Source organism: Methylopila jiangsuensis (assembly GCF_027922305.1).
GTDB classification, from domain to species: domain Bacteria; phylum Pseudomonadota; class Alphaproteobacteria; order Rhizobiales; family Methylopilaceae; genus Methylopila; species Methylopila jiangsuensis.
Genome location: NZ_BSFK01000016.1, coordinates 700,986 through 717,450, shown reverse-complemented (window position 1 = coordinate 717,450; position 16,465 = coordinate 700,986). Strand labels below are relative to the sequence as shown.

Here is a 16,465-nt window from a genome sequence, read left to right as displayed (position 1 = left end):
CCGGTCTTGCGCGGTTGACAGCGCCGGGAGGCTGACGACACCTGCGGCGCGGGCGGGCTTGATCCCGCCGGCGCCCGAGCCCGCTCCCGTCCGCGACACCCATGCAGATCTATCTTCCGATCGCCGAACTGCCCGTGGACGTGCTGCTCGTGATCGGCATGAGCCTCGCGGTCGGCTTCATCTCCGGCATGTTCGGCATCGGCGGCGGCTTCCTCATGACGCCGCTGCTGATCTTCATCGGCGTGCCGACGGCGGTGGCGGTGGCCTCCGAGGCGCCGCAGATCGCGGCCTCCGCCTTCACCGGCGCGCTGTCCTACTGGCGACGGCGGGCGCTCGACGTGAAGCTCGGCCTCGTGCTGCTCGCGGGCGGCGTCACGGGCGCGGGCGCGGGCGTGTGGTTCTTCAACCTGCTGCGCGCCGCGGGCCAGCTCGAGGCGGTCATCGCCGTGGCCTACGTCGCCCTGCTCGGGGTGATCGGCGGCCTGATGCTGACCGAATCCACCCGCGCGCTGCTGCGCCGGGGCGCGCCTCAGGCGGCCGCGCCGAAACCGCGCGCCGCCGGCCGGTCGATCATCGACCGCATGCCGTTCAAGCTCCGGTTCCAGCGCTCCATGCTGCACATGAGCGTGATCCCGCTGCTCGGGCTCGGCGCCTTCGTGGGCTTCGTGGGCGCGACGCTCGGCATCGGCGGCGGCTTCCTGCTAGTGCCGATCCTGGTCTACGTGTTCCGGGTGCCGACCGCGGTGGTGGTGGGCACCTCGCTGTTCCAGATCCTGATCACCATGCTGGCCGCCACCGTGCTGCACGCCTATGCGGCGGCCTCCGTCGATCTGGTTCTGGCCGCTCTCCTGATGCTCGGCGGCTCGATCGGGGCGCAGTTCGGCGTCCGCGCCGGGCAGAAGCTGAAGGGCGAGCATCTGCGCCTGCTGCTGGCGCTGCTGCTGCTCAGCGTCGGCGGCCGCTTCCTGATCGATCTGGTCGCAACGCCCAAGGACGCCTATTCGGTCGCGATCGAGGCCAAGGCGCGATGACGGGGCCCGTCATGAACGCGCGCGCGGCGCTCGCCGCGTTCGGGCTTGCGGCGGGGGCGCTTCCGGCCTCGCCGGCGCAGGCGGAGAAGCTGCTGCTGGCGCTGTCCTCCCAGCAGGTGACCATCGCCTCAAACTACGCCGGCGGCGAGCTCACCCTGTTCGGCGCGGCGCGCGGCGAGCCGCGCCGGAGCGGCGGGCGGTGGGAGGCGGTGGTGCGGGCGCGCGGCCCCGGCCGCACGCTGCAGGTGCGCCGCAAGGAGCGGGTCGGCCCGTTCTGGATCAACGGCCCCGCCCGGTCGTTCGAGCGGGCGCCGGACTTCCTCGCCGTGCTGTCGTCGAAGCCGCTCGCGAGCGTCGCCGCCCCGGAGGACATCGCCAGCGAGCAGCTCAGTCTGGCCGCCGCCGCGGACGGCGCGCCCGCCGGCGGCACCCGCCGGCTCGACGCCGCCGAGGACGCCGCCTTCGTCACGGCGCTGGTGCGCCGGCAGACCCAGCGCGGCCACTGGCGCGAGGACGGCCGCGGCGTCGCCTTTCTCGACCGCGACGTGTTCCGCGCCACGATCCATCTGCCGCCGGACGTGGCCTTCGGCGCCTATGAGGTGGAGGCGCGGCTCTACGACCAGGGCCGGCTCGCGGCGCTGGAGACCATCACCTTCCGGGTGGTGAAGGCCGGTTTCGAGCAGCGCGTGGCCCGTTTCGCGGACCGGGAGCGGCTGCTCTACGGCTTCGGCATGGCGCTGCTGGCGATCGCCTTCGGCTGGACCGCGAGCGCGGCCTTCCGGCGCGACTGACGCCCCGCTCAATCCGGGCGCAGGCCCGCGAGGCGGAAGGCGTAGACGCCCTCGTCGCCCAGCATCCAGGCGGCGAAGGCGGAGGGCTCGAACAGGCTGGCGAAGGCGGCGTCGCGCACGTTGAGCCCGCCCGTGTAGGCCCCGAAGGCCGGCAGCACGAGCCGGGCGCCGTCGGTGGCGAAGCAGCGGCGGCGCAGGCTGCGGCCGCGCACGGACACTTTCGCGGCCGGATGGAGATGCCCGGCGATCTCGCCGGGGGCAGGCCCCGCGACCGGCTCGTGGCGCAGCGTCAGCGGCCCCAGCCGCATCTCGCCATGGGCCTCGCCGCCGCAGCCGGCTGGCGGCTCGGGGTCGTGGTTGCCCGCGATCCAGATCCAGTCCCGCCCCGCCTGCAGCGCAGCGAGGCGCTCCCGGTCGGCCTCGGCCAAACGCGCGGGACCGCCGCCGTCGTGGAAGCTGTCGCCCAGCGCGATCACCGCGCGGGGCCGGTAGATTTCGAGCAGGGCCGACAGACGGCCAAGCGTCGTCCGCGTGTCGTAGGGCGGCAGCATCTGGCCGCGGCGGGCGAAGGACGAGCCCTTCTCCAGATGGAGATCGGCCACGATAAGCGCGCCGCTCGCCGGCTCATACAGCGCGCCGGAGGCGTCGGCGACGAGCGCCGTTCCGGACACGGTGAGGGTCGGCGGGGGATTGGGCGCGGGAGCGGCGGCGGGAATCATGCCTGGAACGTAGCAGGAACAACCCCCGCCGTCCATGGGCCGCGTCAGGCCCGCGCGGCGGCCGGGAGCCCGCCCCCCAATGCAAGGCTCCCGGCCGCAGCGGACGAGCGCCTCAGCGCGTCGTGGCCCAGAGCATCGTGCCGGCGAAGGTCCCGAACGTGGCGAGCACGGCGGCCAGAATCAGCATGTCTTGCAGCGGCATGTCACATCCTCCCTTATGATGTGGGAGCATGTGGCTCCGGCGGCGGGGCCGGCGCCTTGACGTGGATCAAGGCGCCGCGTCGCCCATGGCCTCCGCCACCAGATCCTCCGCCGCCTCGCGCAGCAGCGCGTCCTGCGCCGCGCCGTAGACCGGCTCGCGCCCCACCTCCAGCAGGATCGGCACCGCGAGCGGCGAGATGCGGTCGAGCGGAACATGCCGCAGATGGGCGCGCACCCGCGCCAGCATCTCGGCCACGCGCTCCAGGTCGATCAGCCCGCGGGCGGCGTCGGCGCGCGCGGCGCGCAGCAGGATGTGGTCCGGCTCGTGCCGGCGCAGCACGTCGTAGATCAGGTCGGTGGAGACGGTGACCTGCCGCCCGGTTTTCTCCTGCCCCGGAAAGCGGCGCTCGATCAGCCCGGCGATGATGGCGCAGTTGCGGAAGGTGCGCTTCATCAGCGCGCTCTCCGCCATCCAGGCCTCCAGATCGTCGCCGAGCATGTCCTGATCGAACAGCGCGTCGAGCGACAGCCGGCCCGCCCCGATCAGGGCGGACAGGTCGGACAGGCCCCAGATGGCGAGCGCGTAGTCGCCCGCCACGAAGCCGAGAGGATGGGCGCGCGCCCGCTCCAGCCGCCGCGTCAGCAGCATGCCGAGCGTCTGGTTGGCGAGCCTTCCCTCGAAGGTGTAGGCGACGATGAAGTGCTTGCCGGCCTTGGGGAAGGTCTCCACCAGCAGCTCGTCCCGCAGGGGGGCGGACGAGCGCTCCGCCTGCAGCCGCAGCCATTCCCGCACCTGCGCCGGCAGCGCGCCCCAGCGGGCGGGGTCGCCCATCATCTCGCGCACGCGGGCGGCGACGTCGGTGGTCAGCGGCATGCGACCGCCCACATAGGTCGGCACCTTGGGCGCCTCCGAGGACGAACGCGAGACATAGACCTCGTTCTCGATCAGCGCGTCGTAGCGCAGGATCTCGCCGCCGAACATGAAGGTGTCGCCGGGGGTCATGGTCTCGACGAAATACTCCTCGATCTCGCCCAGAATCCTGCCGCCATAGCCCGCCGGCCCCGTGGCCCCGCCGGGCGCGCGGCGCACCCGCGCGAGCCGGACCTTCAGCGTCGTCGCCTCGATGATGGTGCCCACGTTCATGCGCCAGCGCTGGGCCACGTCCGGGTTGGCTATGCGCCACAGCCCGTCCTTGGTGCGGCGGATCTTGGCGAAGCGCTCGTAGGAGCGGAGCGCGTAGCCCCCCGTTGCGGCGAAGGCGACCACGTCCGCGAACTCGGAGCGGGTCAGCGCGGCGTAGGGCGCGGCCGAGGTCACCTCCGCGAACAGCGCGTCCTCGTCGAACGGGCCGCCGCAGGCGACGCCGAGCACATGCTGGGCCAGAACGTCGAGCGAGCCGGGCTTCACGGTGTCCGCGTCCTGCTGGCCGTCGAGCGCCGCCGCCCGCGCCGCCTCGCACTCGATCACCTCGAAGCGGTTGGCCGGCACGATCAGCGCCTTGGAGGGCTCTTCCAGCCGGTGGTTGGCGCGGCCGACCCGCTGCAGGAGCCGCGACGAGCCCTTGGGCGAGCCCACCTGCACCACGAGGTCCACGTCGCCCCAGTCGATGCCGAGATCAAGCGTGGAGGTGCACACCACCGCCCGCAGCCGCCCCTCCCCCATGGCGGCCTCCACCTTGCGGCGCTGACCCACGTCCAGCGAGCCGTGATGCAGCGCGATGGGGAGCGAATCCTCGTTCAGAAGCCAAAGCTCCTGAAACGCCATCTCGGCCTGCGCGCGGGTGTTGGCGAACACCAGCGTTGTGCGGTGGGCGCGGATCGCCTCGTAGATCGCGCCCATGGCGTGGCGGGCGCTGTGCCCGGCCCAGGGCAGGCGCTCGTCGGTGTCGTGGATGGCGATGTCGGGCGCGGCGCCGCCGCTGATGCGCACCAGCTCCGAGAGCGGCGCCCCCCGGCGCGGGTCCACCAGCCAGCGGCGCAGCTCGTCGGGCGCCTTCACGGTGGCGGACAGGCCGACGAACACCGCCTCCGGCGCGAGCGCCCTCACCCGAGCCAGCGCCAGCGCCAGCTGGTCGCCGCGCTTGGTGGGGGCGAGCGCGTGCAACTCGTCCAGCACCACACGGCGCACGGTCTCGAACAGCCGGCCAGCCCCCGGATCGCCGATCAGCAGCGCGAGCTGCTCCGGCGTGGTGAGCAGCATGTCCGGCGGCTGACGCTTCTGCCGCTGCCGCCGCGCGGCGGGCGTGTCGCCGGTGCGGCCCTCGATGCGGACCGGCAGGCCCATCTCCGCCACCGGGCGCTCCAGATTGCGCGCCACGTCCACCGCCAGCGCCTTCAGCGGCGAGACGTAGAGCGTGTGGATTCCGACGCTTTCTCCCCGCGCCTCCGTCAGGTCGATCAGGCTCGGCAGGAAGCCCGCCAGCGTCTTGCCGGCGCCGGTGGGCGCGATCAGCAGCGCGTCGCGGCCGGCGCGGGCGTGGTCCAGCAACGCCAGCTGGTGCGGACGCGGCGTCCAGCCCCGCGCCGCGAACCAGGCCTGGAACCGGTCCGGCAGCGGCGAAAGGTCGGTGGGGGGCGGCGGCGCGAGGGTCACGCCGCATCAGATAGGCGCGAACGTCCGCTTCGGGGAGAGCGCGAGGCGGCCGAGGCCCCTGTGCGGCGCGCGGGCGGCGCTTATGTTGGGAGCATGCGCCCCGAAGAGCTGCTGATCCCCACTCCCGCCGGCCTTTATTGCCCGCCCGCCGACGTGCATGTGGACCCGATGCGGCCCGTGCCCCGGGCGCTGATCACCCACGGCCATGCGGACCACGCCCGGCCCGGCCACGGCGCGGTGATGGCGACGCCGGAGACGCTCGCCATCATGGCCGCCCGCTATGGCGAGGACTTCTGCCGCGAGCGCCAGCCGGCGGCCTATGGCGAGACGATCTCGATCAACGGGGTCGCGGTCAGCTTCCACCCGGCCGGCCATGTGCTGGGCTCGGCCCAGATCCTGTTCGAGACCAGAGGCTTTCGCGCGGTCGTCTCCGGCGACTACAAGCGCCAGTCCGACCCCACCGCCGCCCCTTTCGAGGTGGTCCCCTGCGACCTGTTCGTCACCGAGGCCACCTTCGGCCTGCCGGTGTTCCGCCACCCGGACGCGGCCGAGGAGGTGGCGAAGCTCATCGACAGCGTGGCGCTGTTTCCTGACCGGGCGCATCTGGTCGGAGCCTATTCGCTCGGCAAGGCCCAGCGGCTGATCGCGCTGCTGCGCCAGGCGGGATGGGATGCGCCGGTGCATCTGCACGGCGCCATGGTGCGCGTCACGGAAGTCTATCGCGCGCTCGGGATCGCGCTCGGCGACACGCCGCAGGTGGCGGCGCCGAAGCGCAAGGACATGGCCGGCGCCATCGTGCTGTGCCCGCCCTCCGCGCTTCGGGAGCTGTGGGCGCGGAAGTTCCCGGATCCGGTGACGGTGGCGGCCTCGGGCTGGATGCGGGTGCGGGCCCGCGCCCGGCAGAAGGGCGTGGAGCTGCCGCTGGTGGTGTCCGACCACGCCGACTGGGACGACCTGCGCCGCACCATCCTCGACACGGGCGCAAGCGAGGTCTGGGTCACCCACGGCGAGGAGGACGCGCTGGTGCACTGGTGCGGGACGGCCGGGCTCAAGGCCCGGCCCTTACGCCTCGTGGGCTATGGCGACGAGGGCGAGGCGGAGCCGGAGGCCGCCGCCGACGCTCCCGCCTGAGGCCCGGACCTCAGCCGTTCTGCAGCGCGTCGCGCGTGGCCTTGGCCGGCGAGACGCCGCCGGTGATGTCCGCCGAGGGCTCGTCGCTGATCCAGCGGTAGACGAGGCCGCCGATCGCGCCGCCGATCAGCGGCGCCACCCAGAACAGCCAGAGCTGCTGCAGCGCCCAGCCGCCCACGAACAGCGCGGGGCCGGTGCTGCGGGCCGGGTTCACCGAGGTGTTGGTGACCGGGATGCTGATCAGGTGGATCAGCGTCAGGCCGAGGCCGATGGCGATGGGCGCGAAGCCGGCGGGCGCCTTGCCGTGGGTGGCGCCCATGATGATGAACAGGAAGAACGCGGTGAGCAGAACCTCGGCGACCAGCGCCGCGCCGAGGCCATAGCCGCCGGGCGAATGCGCGCCGTAGCCGTTGGAGGCGAAGCCCTTGGCGAGATCGAAGCCCGGCGCGCCGGAGGCGATGACATAGAGCGCCCCGGCGCCCGCGATCGCGCCCACCACCTGAGCGATCACGTAAGGCGGGATCTGGCGCGCCGGGAAGCGGCCGCCCGCGGCGAGGCCGACCGTGACCGCCGGGTTGAGATGGCAGCCGGACACATGGCCGATGGCGTAGGCCATGGTCAGCACGGTCAGGCCGAAGGCGAACGAAACGCCGAGCAGGCCGATGCCCACGTCCGGGAACGCCGCCGCCAGCACGGCGCTGCCGCAGCCGCCGAAGGTGAGCCAGAACGTTCCGATCGCTTCCGCCGCATATTTGCGCATGATCAATAACCCCGATGCCCCTCTGCGAGGCAAAGTGAGCCTCCGCTCCGGAAAAGTCCATAATTCATCTGTTGAATTAAGACATGGGAGCTGCCCGATCGGGCGGGGTCACGCCCGGTCGCGAAGCTGCCGGCGGATGACCTTGCCGCTGGTGGTGAGCGGCAGCTCGTCCACGAAGGTCACCTCGCGCGGATATTCATGCGCCGACAGCCGCTCGCGCACGAAGCGGCTTATGTCGCCGGCCAGCGCCTCGGAAGGCGCGAAACCCGGCCGGAGCTGCACGAAGGCCCGCACGATCTCGGTGCGCAGCGCGTCCGGCTTCCCCACCGCCGCCGCCAGCGCCACCGCCGGATGGCGGGACAGGCAGTCCTCGATCTCGCCGGGGCCGACCCGGTAGCCCGAGGTGGTGATGACGTCGTCGTCGCGGCCGACGAAGCGCACATAGCCTTCGTGGTCCATCACCGCCTGATCGCCGGTGCGCCACCAGTCGCCGCGGAACTTCTCCGCCGTCGCCTCGGGGCGGTTCCAGTAGCCGAGGAACAGGATCGGGTCCGGCCGGCGCACGCAGATCTCGCCCGGCTCGTCCGGCCCGCAGGGGCGGCCGTCGTCGTCGAACAGCCCCACCACATGGCCCGGCGTGGGCTTGCCGATGAAGCCCGGCTTCGACACGCCGAGCCCGGCGGCGGAGGACAGCACGTAGTTGCACTCGGTCTGGCCGTAGACCTCGTTCACGGTCACGCCCAGCGCCTCCCGCGCCCAGTGGAACGTGGCCTCGCCCAGCCGCTCGCCGGCCGCCACCGCCGAGCGCAGCTTGGCGCCGAAGCGTTCGGGGTTCGGGACGCCCGCCATCAGCCGGAGCGCGGTCGGCGGCAGGAAGGCGTTGCGCACCCCAGCCTCCGCCATCAGCGCGAAAGCGGCTTCGGGATCGAACTTGGTCGCGGGCTGCGCCACCACCGCGACGCCGTAATGCAGCGCCGGCATCAGCAGGTTGAGCAGCCCGCCGGCCCAGGCCCAGTCCGCCGGCGTCCAGGCGCGATCGCCCGGTTGGGGAAAAAACTCGTGCGTCATGCGGAGGCCCGGCAGGTGGCCGAGCAGCACCCGGCCGCCGTGCAGCGCCCCCTTCGGCGCGCCCGCGGTGCCGGAGGTGTAGATCATCAGGGCCGGATCGTCCGGGGTCAGCGCCTCGTCCTCCACCGCGCCGCCCTCGGCGATCAGGCCGGCGTAATCGAGCGCCGCCCCGTCCCCGCCGTCCACCGACACGACGATCTCCAGGCCCGGCGGCTGCGCCGCCATGGCGCGCAGCCGCGCGAGCCCCTCCGCGTTGGTGACGATCGCGCGGGCGTCGCAGTCGCCGAGCCGATAGGCGATGCCGTCCGGGCCGAAGGCGAGCGCCAGCGGCGCCACCACAACGCCGAGCCGCGACAGCGCCACATGTGCCGTCACCACCTCCGCGCCCTGGGGCAGCAGCACGGCGGCGCGGTCGCCCCGGCGCAGGCCCCGCTTCGCCAGCGCCGCGGCCAGCGCCTGGGAGGCGGCGCGCAAGGCGCCATAGCTCACGGGCTCCAGCGCCGCGCCCGGCCGCTTGAGCAGCAGCGCCGTCCGGTCCGGCTCGCGCGTCGCCCAGCGGTCGCAGATCGCCTCGGCGATGCTGAACCGCCGCGGCAGCCTCCACCGGAACTCCGCGCTCAGCCGGGCGTGATCGCGAATCTCCGGGAGCACGGCGGCTTCAGCCCGCCAGATGGGCGAAGGCCCGCACCACCCGATCGTAGACGCCGCGCTTGAACGGCACGATCAGCCCCGACAGCTCCGCCATCTCCGCCCAGCGCCATTCCGAGAACTCCGGCCGGTGCCCCTTGGGCGCGAGGTCGATCTCCCCGGGCTCGCCGGTGAAGCGGAAGGCGAACCAGCGCTGGGTCTGGCCGCCATACTTTCCGTTCCGGGTGCGCGCCATGATCTCCGCCGGGAAGTCGTAGGCGTACCATTCCGGCGCCTCCGCCAGCAGCTCCGCCGAACTGACCCCGGTCTCCTCCTGCAGTTCCCGGATCGCGGCGGCGAGCGGCTCCTCACCCCGGTCGATGCCGCCCTGGGGCATCTGCCACTCGTAGCTCGGGGCGCCGGGCTCGATCTCGCCGCCCCGGCGACGGCCGACGAACACGCGGCCCTCGGCGTTCAGCAGCATGATCCCGACGCAACGGCGATACGGCAAAACGGTCATGATGGTCCCTGCGCTCCGGCGACGGCGGACACCGGCGCGAGCGCGGCGCCGCGCTGCGCCAGCCCGGCGCGCCAGGCGTCGATCCTGTTCAAGGTGAGCGGCGTGGCCGTGATCCAGCCCACGGCGATGCGGGACGGGTCGGCCTTGGCCTCGCTTTCGAGCTTCGCCAGCCCGGCGTCGATGGCGTCGGCGTCGTCGGTCTGGTCGATCGCCACCACGCTGGCGGCGTGGGGCAGCGACGCCTCCTTGGCCACATCAGCGGCATGGCCGCCGCGATCGGCCGCCACCACGAACATCAGCCCCCGGCGGGCGAGCTCCACCAGCATGGGCTGCAGCGCGTCCTGCGCGTCGAGGAAGCGGGCGCCCGCCAGCGGCGCGACGCCCACATAGCCCTGCGCCCGGCCGAGCGACCAGCGCAGCCGCTCCAGATTGGCGGAGGCCGGCAGGCTGGTCAGCAGCGTCTGCGGGCCGGGATCGTTGGCGGGATAGTCGAACGGCTCCATGGGGGCCTGCATCAGCGCCTCGCGGCCCGCGCCGCGCGCCTGGGCCACCAGATCCGCCACGTCCGGCGCGTAGGGCGAGAACGCCACCGACACCTCCGGCGGCAGCCGGCGCAGCGCCTCGGCGGTCGCCTCGCGCCCGACGCCGAGCCCGCCCACCACCAGCGCGACGCGCGGGCCGGTCTTCGCCTTGGGCGCCGCGCGGGCGTAGACGTCGAGCGGGCGCCGCCCGTCCTCGGCCATGCGCGGCAGCGGGCCGTAGCGGCTGTCCTCGAGCAGGGCCTTGTCCACCTCGCCGGGCTTGGCCGCGGGGGAGGCCGCGCCCCGCCCCGGCGCGGCGTCGTCGGCGCCCGGCACGCGGATGATCACCGGGCCGGATTTCGGCATCGGGTCGCCGGGACGCACCACCGGCACGCCGTCGCGGACCTCCGGCTGCGGCGCCGCGGCGCGGTCCGGCCTCGACGTGTCCGGTGCGACCGGCGTCTCCGGCGCGGCGGGGGCCTGCGCCAGCCGGCGCTCGATGGCGACCTCGGCCTTGGGCTCGCCGCCCAGCGGGTCATAGGCGAACAGGGACCAGAGGGCGGCGACCGCCAGAGGCGCCAGCGTCACCGCCGCGATGACCGTCATCGGCTCGACGCGGCGACCGAAACGCGGCGCGCCCCGCAGCGCGCGGCCACGCAGCGGTCGTTCGAGATCGTCGTGCGTCACGTCAGCCCGGCGCGGATGGCGCGCTCCCCCGTCGATGGATCACGAATTGCGCGCGGAAAGCATAACGGATTCGCGATGCGGCCGCCGAGAGACTTATCGCCTCCGGCGGCCGGCATCGGATCGTCGCCGCCCGCGCGGGGGCCGGCGGTCAGTTGGCGCTGGACGACTTGCCCGAGGGCGGGAAGTTGGCGTTGCTCTGGATGCCGCGCAGCAGGTCGAGCGCGTAGTTGAGCTGCTTGTCGTCCTTCTTGTCGGCCGGAACGTAGGCCGAGGAGCCCGAGGCCTCGTCGTCGCCGTTCTTCAGGTGGCCCTTCAGGCCGGCTTCGCCCTTGGTCTCGTCCTTGCCCTTCACGTCGTCCGGGATCTCCTGGACGCTCTCGATGTCGGGCACGATGCCCTTGGCCTGGATCGACTTGCCGGACGGGGTGTAGTAGCGCGCGGTGGTGAGCCGGATGGCGCCGTTGCCGCCCAGCGGGATGATGGTCTGCACCGAGCCCTTGCCGAAGGACCGGGTGCCGAGGATGGTCGCCCGGCGGTGGTCCTGCAGCGCGCCGGCCACGATCTCCGAGGCCGAGGCCGAGCCGCCGTTCACCAGCACGATGATCGGCTTGCCCTTGGCGAGGTCGCCGGAGCGGGCGTTGAAGCGCTGCGACTCGTCCGGGTTGCGGCCGCGGGTGGAGACGATCTCGCCCCGCTCCAGGAAGGCGTCGGACACGGCGATGGCCTGATCCAGCAGACCGCCCGGATTGTTGCGCAGGTCGAGCACGTAGCCCTTGAGCTTCGACTTGTCGATTTTCTGCTCGAAGTCGTCCAGCGACTTCTTCAGGCCCTCGAAGGTCTGCTGGTTGAACTGGCTGACGCGGATGTAGCCGATGTCGTCGCCCTCGACGTTCGACTTCACCGAGCGGATGCGGATGATGTCGCGCACGATCTTGATCTTGACCGGCTCGGCCGCGCCCTCGCGGGTGACGGTCAGCTCGATCGGCGTGTTCACCGGCCCGCGCATCTTCTCCACCGCCTGGTTCAGGCTGAGGCCGGAGATCGACTGGCCGTCCAGATGGGTGATGATGTCCTTGGCGCGGACGCCGGCGCGGGCGGCGGGCGTGTCGTCGATGGCGCCCTCGACGCGGACCTGATTCTCGAACATCTGCACTTCGATGCCGAGGCCGCCGAACTCGCCGGAGGTCTGGGTCTGCATCTCCTTGAACGCCTTGGCGTCCATGAAGCTGGAATGGGGGTCGAGGCCGGAGAGCATGCCGTTGACGGCCGATTCGATCAGCTTCGAATCGTCCGGCTTCTCCACGTAATCGGCGCGCACCCGCTCGAACACGTCGCCGAACAGATTGAGCTGGCGGTAGGTGTCGGCGTTGCCGGCGGCCTCCGCGGGAGCGCCGAAGAAGGCCCTCGGCTGCAGCGCCATGCCGGCCGCCGAAGCGCCGAACACCGCGCCGACCAGAACCAGGGAAACCTTACGCATCATCCGCCCACCTTCTCGCCAGGGGCGCCGGCCCACCAAGGCGATGGGTCTATAGCGCCGCCGTTCTTGCGGAACTCGACGTAGAGGACGGGCCGGGATGCGCCGGCGGCCTGCTCTGCGCCTGACGGATCGCCGCTCATCGTGGCGACGGGCTCTCCCGCCAGCACGAACTGTTTGAGGCCGACGGTGATCCGGTCCATTCCCGCAAGGAGCACATGATAGCCACCGCCCGCGTCCAGGATCAAGAGTTGGCCGTAGGACCGAAACGGGCCGGCGTAGACCACCCAGCCGTCGCAGGGGGCGCTGACCGGCGCGCCGGGCCGGGTTCCGATCGACACGCCCCTGGACGGCCCCCCCGGACCGTTCGGCCGCCCGAAGGCCACCAGCCGCGGCCCGGCGGCGGGAAACGGCAGCTTGCCCCGCGCCTGCTCGAACGGCATCGCGGGCGCAAGCCGGGTCGCCGATTCGAGCGCCGCCAGATCGCCGCGCCGGCGCGCGTCCTCGGCGGCCTTCTCCGCCGCCGCGCGGGTGTCGGCGATCTCGCGCTCCACGCGCGCCACCAGCGCCTCCAGGTCCCGCACTTCCCGGCCGATCTCCTCCGAGCGGCCCGCCTCGGCGGTCAGATCCTGCTCGCGCTGGCCGAGCTGGCGCTGGCGCTCCTCCATCAGCGCGGCCACGCGGGCGCGCTCCTCGCCGAGCTGCTCGATCTCGCCCGCAAGCGCGTCGCGCTCGCGGGTCATCAGGCCTTTCAGCCGCTCCATCTCCCGAAGGTCGGAGGCGAGCTCCTCGGCCTCGGCGCGCATGTCCGGCACCACGGCGCCCAGCAGGATGGCGGAGCGCACCGCCTCCAGCGCGTCGCGGGGGCGCACCAGCAGCGCCGGCGGCGGCTTGCGGCCCATGCGCTGCAGGGTGGCGATCACCTCCGCCAGCACCCCGCGCCGGGCCTCCAGCGAGGCCTTGAGCTGGCGCTCCGATTCGCCGAGTTCGGACAGCCGGGTCTCGCGCTGCTGCACCTGCGGCTCGCGCTCGCGGATGGCGGCGGCGGAGGCCACCAGCGCCTCCTGCAGCTTGCCGCGCTCGCCGCGCATGGCTTCGATCTCGGCGGCGATGCGCTGGCGCGCCTCTTCGGACAGCTTGAGCTTCTCCCGCGCCTCGTCCAGCGCCCGGCGCTGCGCGGCGGAGGCCTCCGGCTCGGCGGGGGCCGCGTCCTGCGCATGCGCGGACGACAGCGCGCAGCAGGCGGCGAGGACGAAGGCGAGCGTTCGGCGCGTCATGCGGGCGATTGAAGGCTCAGGTGGATTAAGGTTTCGTCAACCACGATCGCGGGATCGCGGTCAGACGCGATGATAGGGGTGGCCGGCCAGGATCGTCGACGCCCGATAGAGCTGTTCGGCCAGCAGCACGCGCACGATCTGGTGCGGCCAGGTCATGGCGCCGAAGGCGAGCCGCGCCGTGGCGCGGGCCAGAAACTCCGGGGCCAGCCCGTCGGCGCCGCCGATGACGAAGGCCACACCCGCCGCGCCGTCGTCGCGCCGGCGGCCGAGATCGGCGGCGAAGGCCTCGCTCGAGGGCGACCGGCCGCCCTCGTCCAGCGCGTAGATCAGGAGTTTGGGATCGAGCGCCGCCAAGAGCGCGGCCGCCTCGTCGCGCTTGCGGTCGTCCGGGCGGCGGGCGCGGCTCTCGTCCAGCTCCACCACCTCGGGCGGGCCGAGGGCGACGCCCCGGCCCATCTGGCCCGCGCGCTCCAGATAGCGCGCCACGAGCTCGCGCTCCGGCCCGGCCTTCAGGCGGCCCACGGCCGCGACGACGACGCGCATGCGGTCAGACGCGAGCGGTCAGGAGACCGCGCCCTCCACCGGCCGGCCTTCGGACCACATCTTCTCCAGATTGTAGAAGGCGCGGACCTCGGGGCGGAACAGGTGGACGATCACGTCGCCCACGTCGATCAGCACCCAGTCGCAATGCGGCAGCCCCTCGACGAGGGCCTTGCCGAATCCCTTGGCCCTCAGCTCCTCGACCAGCTTGTCGGCGATGGCGCCCACATGCCGGTTCGAGCGGCCGGTGGCGATCACCATCTCGTCGGCCAGCGCGGATTTCCCGCGCAGGTCGATGACCACGGTGTCTTCCGCCTTGTTGTCGTCGAGCACGTCGAGGATGAGATGAAGCAGCGCCGGGTCCGCCGCAGCGGGCGTGCCGGCGCCGATGTGAGCCGCCGCCACGGGCGTCTCCTTCAGCGCTATGGTGGACAGGGGTTTTTCCTTCCCGTCTGCCGTCCTCTCGAGGCCGGAGACCTCCCCGGCGAGGACATATTAAGGTTTTTGGCGGGCTTTTTTCAACCGAAACCGCTTAACGCCCCGCCGCGGCGGCCTTCACGCCTGCGAAACCGCGGCTCTGAGAGCTGTGGACGACAGGGTCGAGCGGCGATCGTGCAGCAGCACCCAGGCCGGCGGAGACGCGTCCGCGAGCCGCGGCGCGTCCCGTTCAGGCAGCCGCGCCGCCTTGAGTCGCCCGCCCGCGAACGCGCCGCGCAGGGTCGCGCCCGGCCGGTCCACCACCGCGAACGGCGTCTCCGCCGCCATCTCCCGCCAGCGCCGCCAGCGGTGCAGGCCGGCGAGGTTGTCCGCGCCCATGATCCAGACGAAGCGCGCGGCCGGGCAGCGCAGCCTGAGCGCCTTGAGCGTGTCGGCGGTGTAGCGGGCGCCGAGCGCCTCCTCGACCCCCGTGACCACGATGCGCGGGTGGCGCGCGATCTTCCGCGCCGCCGCGACCCGATCCGCCACCGAGGGCAGGCCAGCGGTGTCCTTGAGCGGATTGCCGGGAGAGACCAGCCACCACACCCGGTCGAGCCGCAGCCGCCGCAGCGCGATCAGCGACACCAGCCGGTGCCCGGCGTGCGGGGGGTTGAACGACCCGCCGAACAGCCCGATCCTGAGGCCGGGCGGATGCGGCGGCAGCCGGACCGGCCCTCTCACGGCCGGGTCTGGCCGGTTCCGTGCAGGCGGTAGTTGAACGAGGTCAGCTGCTCCACGCCCACCGGCCCGCGGGCGTGCATGCGCCCGGTGGCGATGCCGATCTCGGCGCCGAAGCCGAACTCGCCGCCGTCCGCGAACTGGGTCGAGGCGTTGTGCGCCACGATGGCGCTGTCCACCTCGCGCAGGAAGCGCTCCGCCAGCGCCTCGTCCCCGGTCACGATGGCGTCGGTGTGGTGCGAACCGTAGTCGGCGATGTGCGCCAGCGCCGCGTCGATCCCGTCCACCACCCTGGCCGCTATGATGGCGTCGAGGAACTCCGTGCCCCAGTCGTCCTCGGTCGCGGAGGTCACGCGGGGATCGACCGCGCGCACGGCCGCGTCGCCGCGCACGGCGCAGCCGGCGGCCAGCAGGTCCTGAACCAGCGGCGCGAGATGGGTCTGCGCCACGGAGCGGTCCACCAGCAGCGTTTCGGCCGCGCCGCAGACGCCGGTGCGGCGCATCTTGGCGTTGAGCACGATGGCGCGCGCCATGGCGAGGTCGGCGCCCGCCGCCACATAGACGTGGTTGTTGCCGTCGAGATGGGCGAAGACCGGCACCCGCGCCTCCGCCTGAACCCGGGCCACCAGCCCCTTGCCGCCCCGGGGCACGATCACGTCCAGATTGCCGTCGAGGCCCGCCAGCATCTCGCCCACCGCCGCGCGGTCGCGGGTCGGCACCAGCTGGATGGCGTCCTCCGGCAGGCCGGCTTCCCGCAGGCCGTGGACCAGCGCGGCGTGGATCGCGGCCGAGGAGCGGAAGCTGTCGGTTCCGCCGCGCAGGATGGCGGCGTTGCCGGCCTTCAGGCACAGCGCGCCCGCATCCGCCGTGACGTTCGGGCGGCTCTCGTAGATCACGCCGATCACGCCGAGCGGGGTGCGCACGCGCTCGATGCGCAGGCCGTTGGGCCGGGTCCAGTCGGCGATCACCTCGCCGACCGGATCGGGCAGGCCCGCGACCGTCTCCAGCCCCTCCGCCACGGCTTCGAGGCGCGGAACCGTCAGCGTCAGCCGGTCGAGGAACGAGCCCGCCACGCCCGCGGCGCGGGCGCCGGCGAGATCGGCCTCGTTGGCGACGAGAATCTGCGTCGTGGTGGCGCGGATGCGCGCGGCCGCCGCCCGCAGCGCCGCGTCCTTCGCCGCCCGCGGCGCCAGCGCCAGCGCCCGCGAGGCCGCGCGCGCGCGCCGGCCCAGCTCCAGCATGATGGCGTCCACTTCGATGAGCCGTTCGGCGGCGGCGGACATGACGCAAGCTCCCTTCACACGCGAAGGCGCGATGTAGCGCGTTTCGCGCGGGGCGTCATCACGGGCGGGCGGGAGGGCTCCCGCGCG

Annotated in this window: 15 protein-coding genes; 3 read left to right on the top strand and 12 right to left on the bottom strand. The window is 73.1% G+C overall.

Going from position 1 to position 16,465, the window contains the following annotated elements; genetic code table 11:
• Window positions 1-101 precede the first annotated feature (101 nt).
• Window positions 102-1,031 (top strand): sulfite exporter TauE/SafE family protein, encoded by a 930-nt coding sequence (locus PKE85_RS16230; RefSeq protein WP_271205803.1) that lies wholly within the window; start codon window positions 102-104, stop codon window positions 1,029-1,031.
• Window positions 1,028-1,822, top strand: a complete 795-nt coding sequence (locus tag PKE85_RS16225) for a TIGR02186 family protein (protein ID WP_271205802.1) — start codon at window positions 1,028-1,030, stop codon at window positions 1,820-1,822. The genes PKE85_RS16230 and PKE85_RS16225 overlap by 4 nt, the downstream gene beginning before the upstream one ends.
• Window positions 1,823-1,830: 8 nt before the next feature.
• Here the strand turns inward: PKE85_RS16225 and pdeM are convergent, their stop codons facing one another.
• The gene (gene pdeM, locus PKE85_RS16220; RefSeq protein WP_271205801.1) at window positions 1,831-2,541 is read right to left on the bottom strand and encodes a ligase-associated DNA damage response endonuclease PdeM; all 711 of its coding nucleotides are present in this window, start codon (window positions 2,539-2,541) and stop codon (window positions 1,831-1,833) included.
• Window positions 2,542-2,809: 268 nt separating this feature from the next.
• A complete protein-coding gene (locus PKE85_RS16215; RefSeq protein WP_271205800.1) occupies window positions 2,810-5,335 on the bottom strand; it encodes a ligase-associated DNA damage response DEXH box helicase in 2,526 nt (841 codons plus the stop codon).
• Between the two features lie 93 nt (window positions 5,336-5,428).
• Between PKE85_RS16215 and PKE85_RS16210 the strand changes: the two genes are divergently transcribed.
• Window positions 5,429-6,466 carry a ligase-associated DNA damage response exonuclease gene (locus PKE85_RS16210; RefSeq protein WP_271205799.1) on the top strand — a complete coding sequence of 346 codons (1,038 nt, stop codon included), beginning with the start codon at window positions 5,429-5,431 and terminating at the stop codon, window positions 6,464-6,466.
• A 10-nt stretch (window positions 6,467-6,476) separates the two neighbouring features.
• Here PKE85_RS16210 and aqpZ read toward each other — a convergent pair whose 3' ends face one another.
• From aqpZ to PKE85_RS16160, 10 genes are all read right to left on the bottom strand, one after another.
• A complete protein-coding gene (gene aqpZ / locus PKE85_RS16205; RefSeq protein WP_428981369.1) occupies window positions 6,477-7,226 on the bottom strand; it encodes an aquaporin Z in 750 nt (249 codons plus the stop codon).
• Window positions 7,227-7,334: 108 nt separating this feature from the next.
• Window positions 7,335-8,945, bottom strand: a complete 1,611-nt coding sequence (locus tag PKE85_RS16200; RefSeq protein ID WP_271205797.1) for an AMP-binding protein — start codon at window positions 8,943-8,945, stop codon at window positions 7,335-7,337.
• A gap of 7 nt (window positions 8,946-8,952) precedes the next feature.
• Window positions 8,953-9,441: an RNA pyrophosphohydrolase gene (locus tag PKE85_RS16195; RefSeq protein ID WP_271205796.1), complete on the bottom strand. Its 489-nt coding sequence runs from the start codon at window positions 9,439-9,441 to the stop codon at window positions 8,953-8,955.
• Window positions 9,438-10,649 (bottom strand): divergent polysaccharide deacetylase family protein, encoded by a 1,212-nt coding sequence (locus tag PKE85_RS16190; protein WP_271205795.1) that lies wholly within the window; start codon window positions 10,647-10,649, stop codon window positions 9,438-9,440. Before PKE85_RS16190 ends, PKE85_RS16195 begins: the two co-directional genes overlap by 4 nt.
• Window positions 10,650-10,797: 148 nt before the next feature.
• The gene (locus tag PKE85_RS16185) at window positions 10,798-12,126 is read right to left on the bottom strand and encodes a S41 family peptidase (RefSeq protein WP_487353020.1); all 1,329 of its coding nucleotides are present in this window, start codon (window positions 12,124-12,126) and stop codon (window positions 10,798-10,800) included.
• Entirely contained in the window at window positions 12,126-13,400 is a 1,275-nt protein-coding gene (locus PKE85_RS16180; RefSeq protein ID WP_271205793.1) for a murein hydrolase activator EnvC family protein, read from the bottom strand. The genes PKE85_RS16185 and PKE85_RS16180 overlap by 1 nt, the downstream gene beginning before the upstream one ends.
• A 60-nt stretch (window positions 13,401-13,460) precedes the next feature.
• Window positions 13,461-13,943: a 23S rRNA (pseudouridine(1915)-N(3))-methyltransferase RlmH gene (rlmH, locus tag PKE85_RS16175; protein WP_271205792.1), complete on the bottom strand. Its 483-nt coding sequence runs from the start codon at window positions 13,941-13,943 to the stop codon at window positions 13,461-13,463.
• A gap of 18 nt (window positions 13,944-13,961) precedes the next feature.
• Complete coding sequence (rsfS, locus tag PKE85_RS16170) at window positions 13,962-14,345, bottom strand: ribosome silencing factor (RefSeq protein ID WP_271205791.1); 384 nt, start codon at window positions 14,343-14,345, stop codon at window positions 13,962-13,964.
• 150 nt (window positions 14,346-14,495) lie between these two features.
• Window positions 14,496-15,098: a nicotinate-nucleotide adenylyltransferase gene (locus tag PKE85_RS16165; protein WP_271205790.1), complete on the bottom strand. Its 603-nt coding sequence runs from the start codon at window positions 15,096-15,098 to the stop codon at window positions 14,496-14,498.
• Window positions 15,095-16,378, bottom strand: a complete 1,284-nt coding sequence (locus tag PKE85_RS16160; RefSeq protein ID WP_271205789.1) for a glutamate-5-semialdehyde dehydrogenase — start codon at window positions 16,376-16,378, stop codon at window positions 15,095-15,097. The genes PKE85_RS16165 and PKE85_RS16160 overlap by 4 nt, the downstream gene beginning before the upstream one ends.
• Window positions 16,379-16,465: the final 87 nt, after the last annotated feature.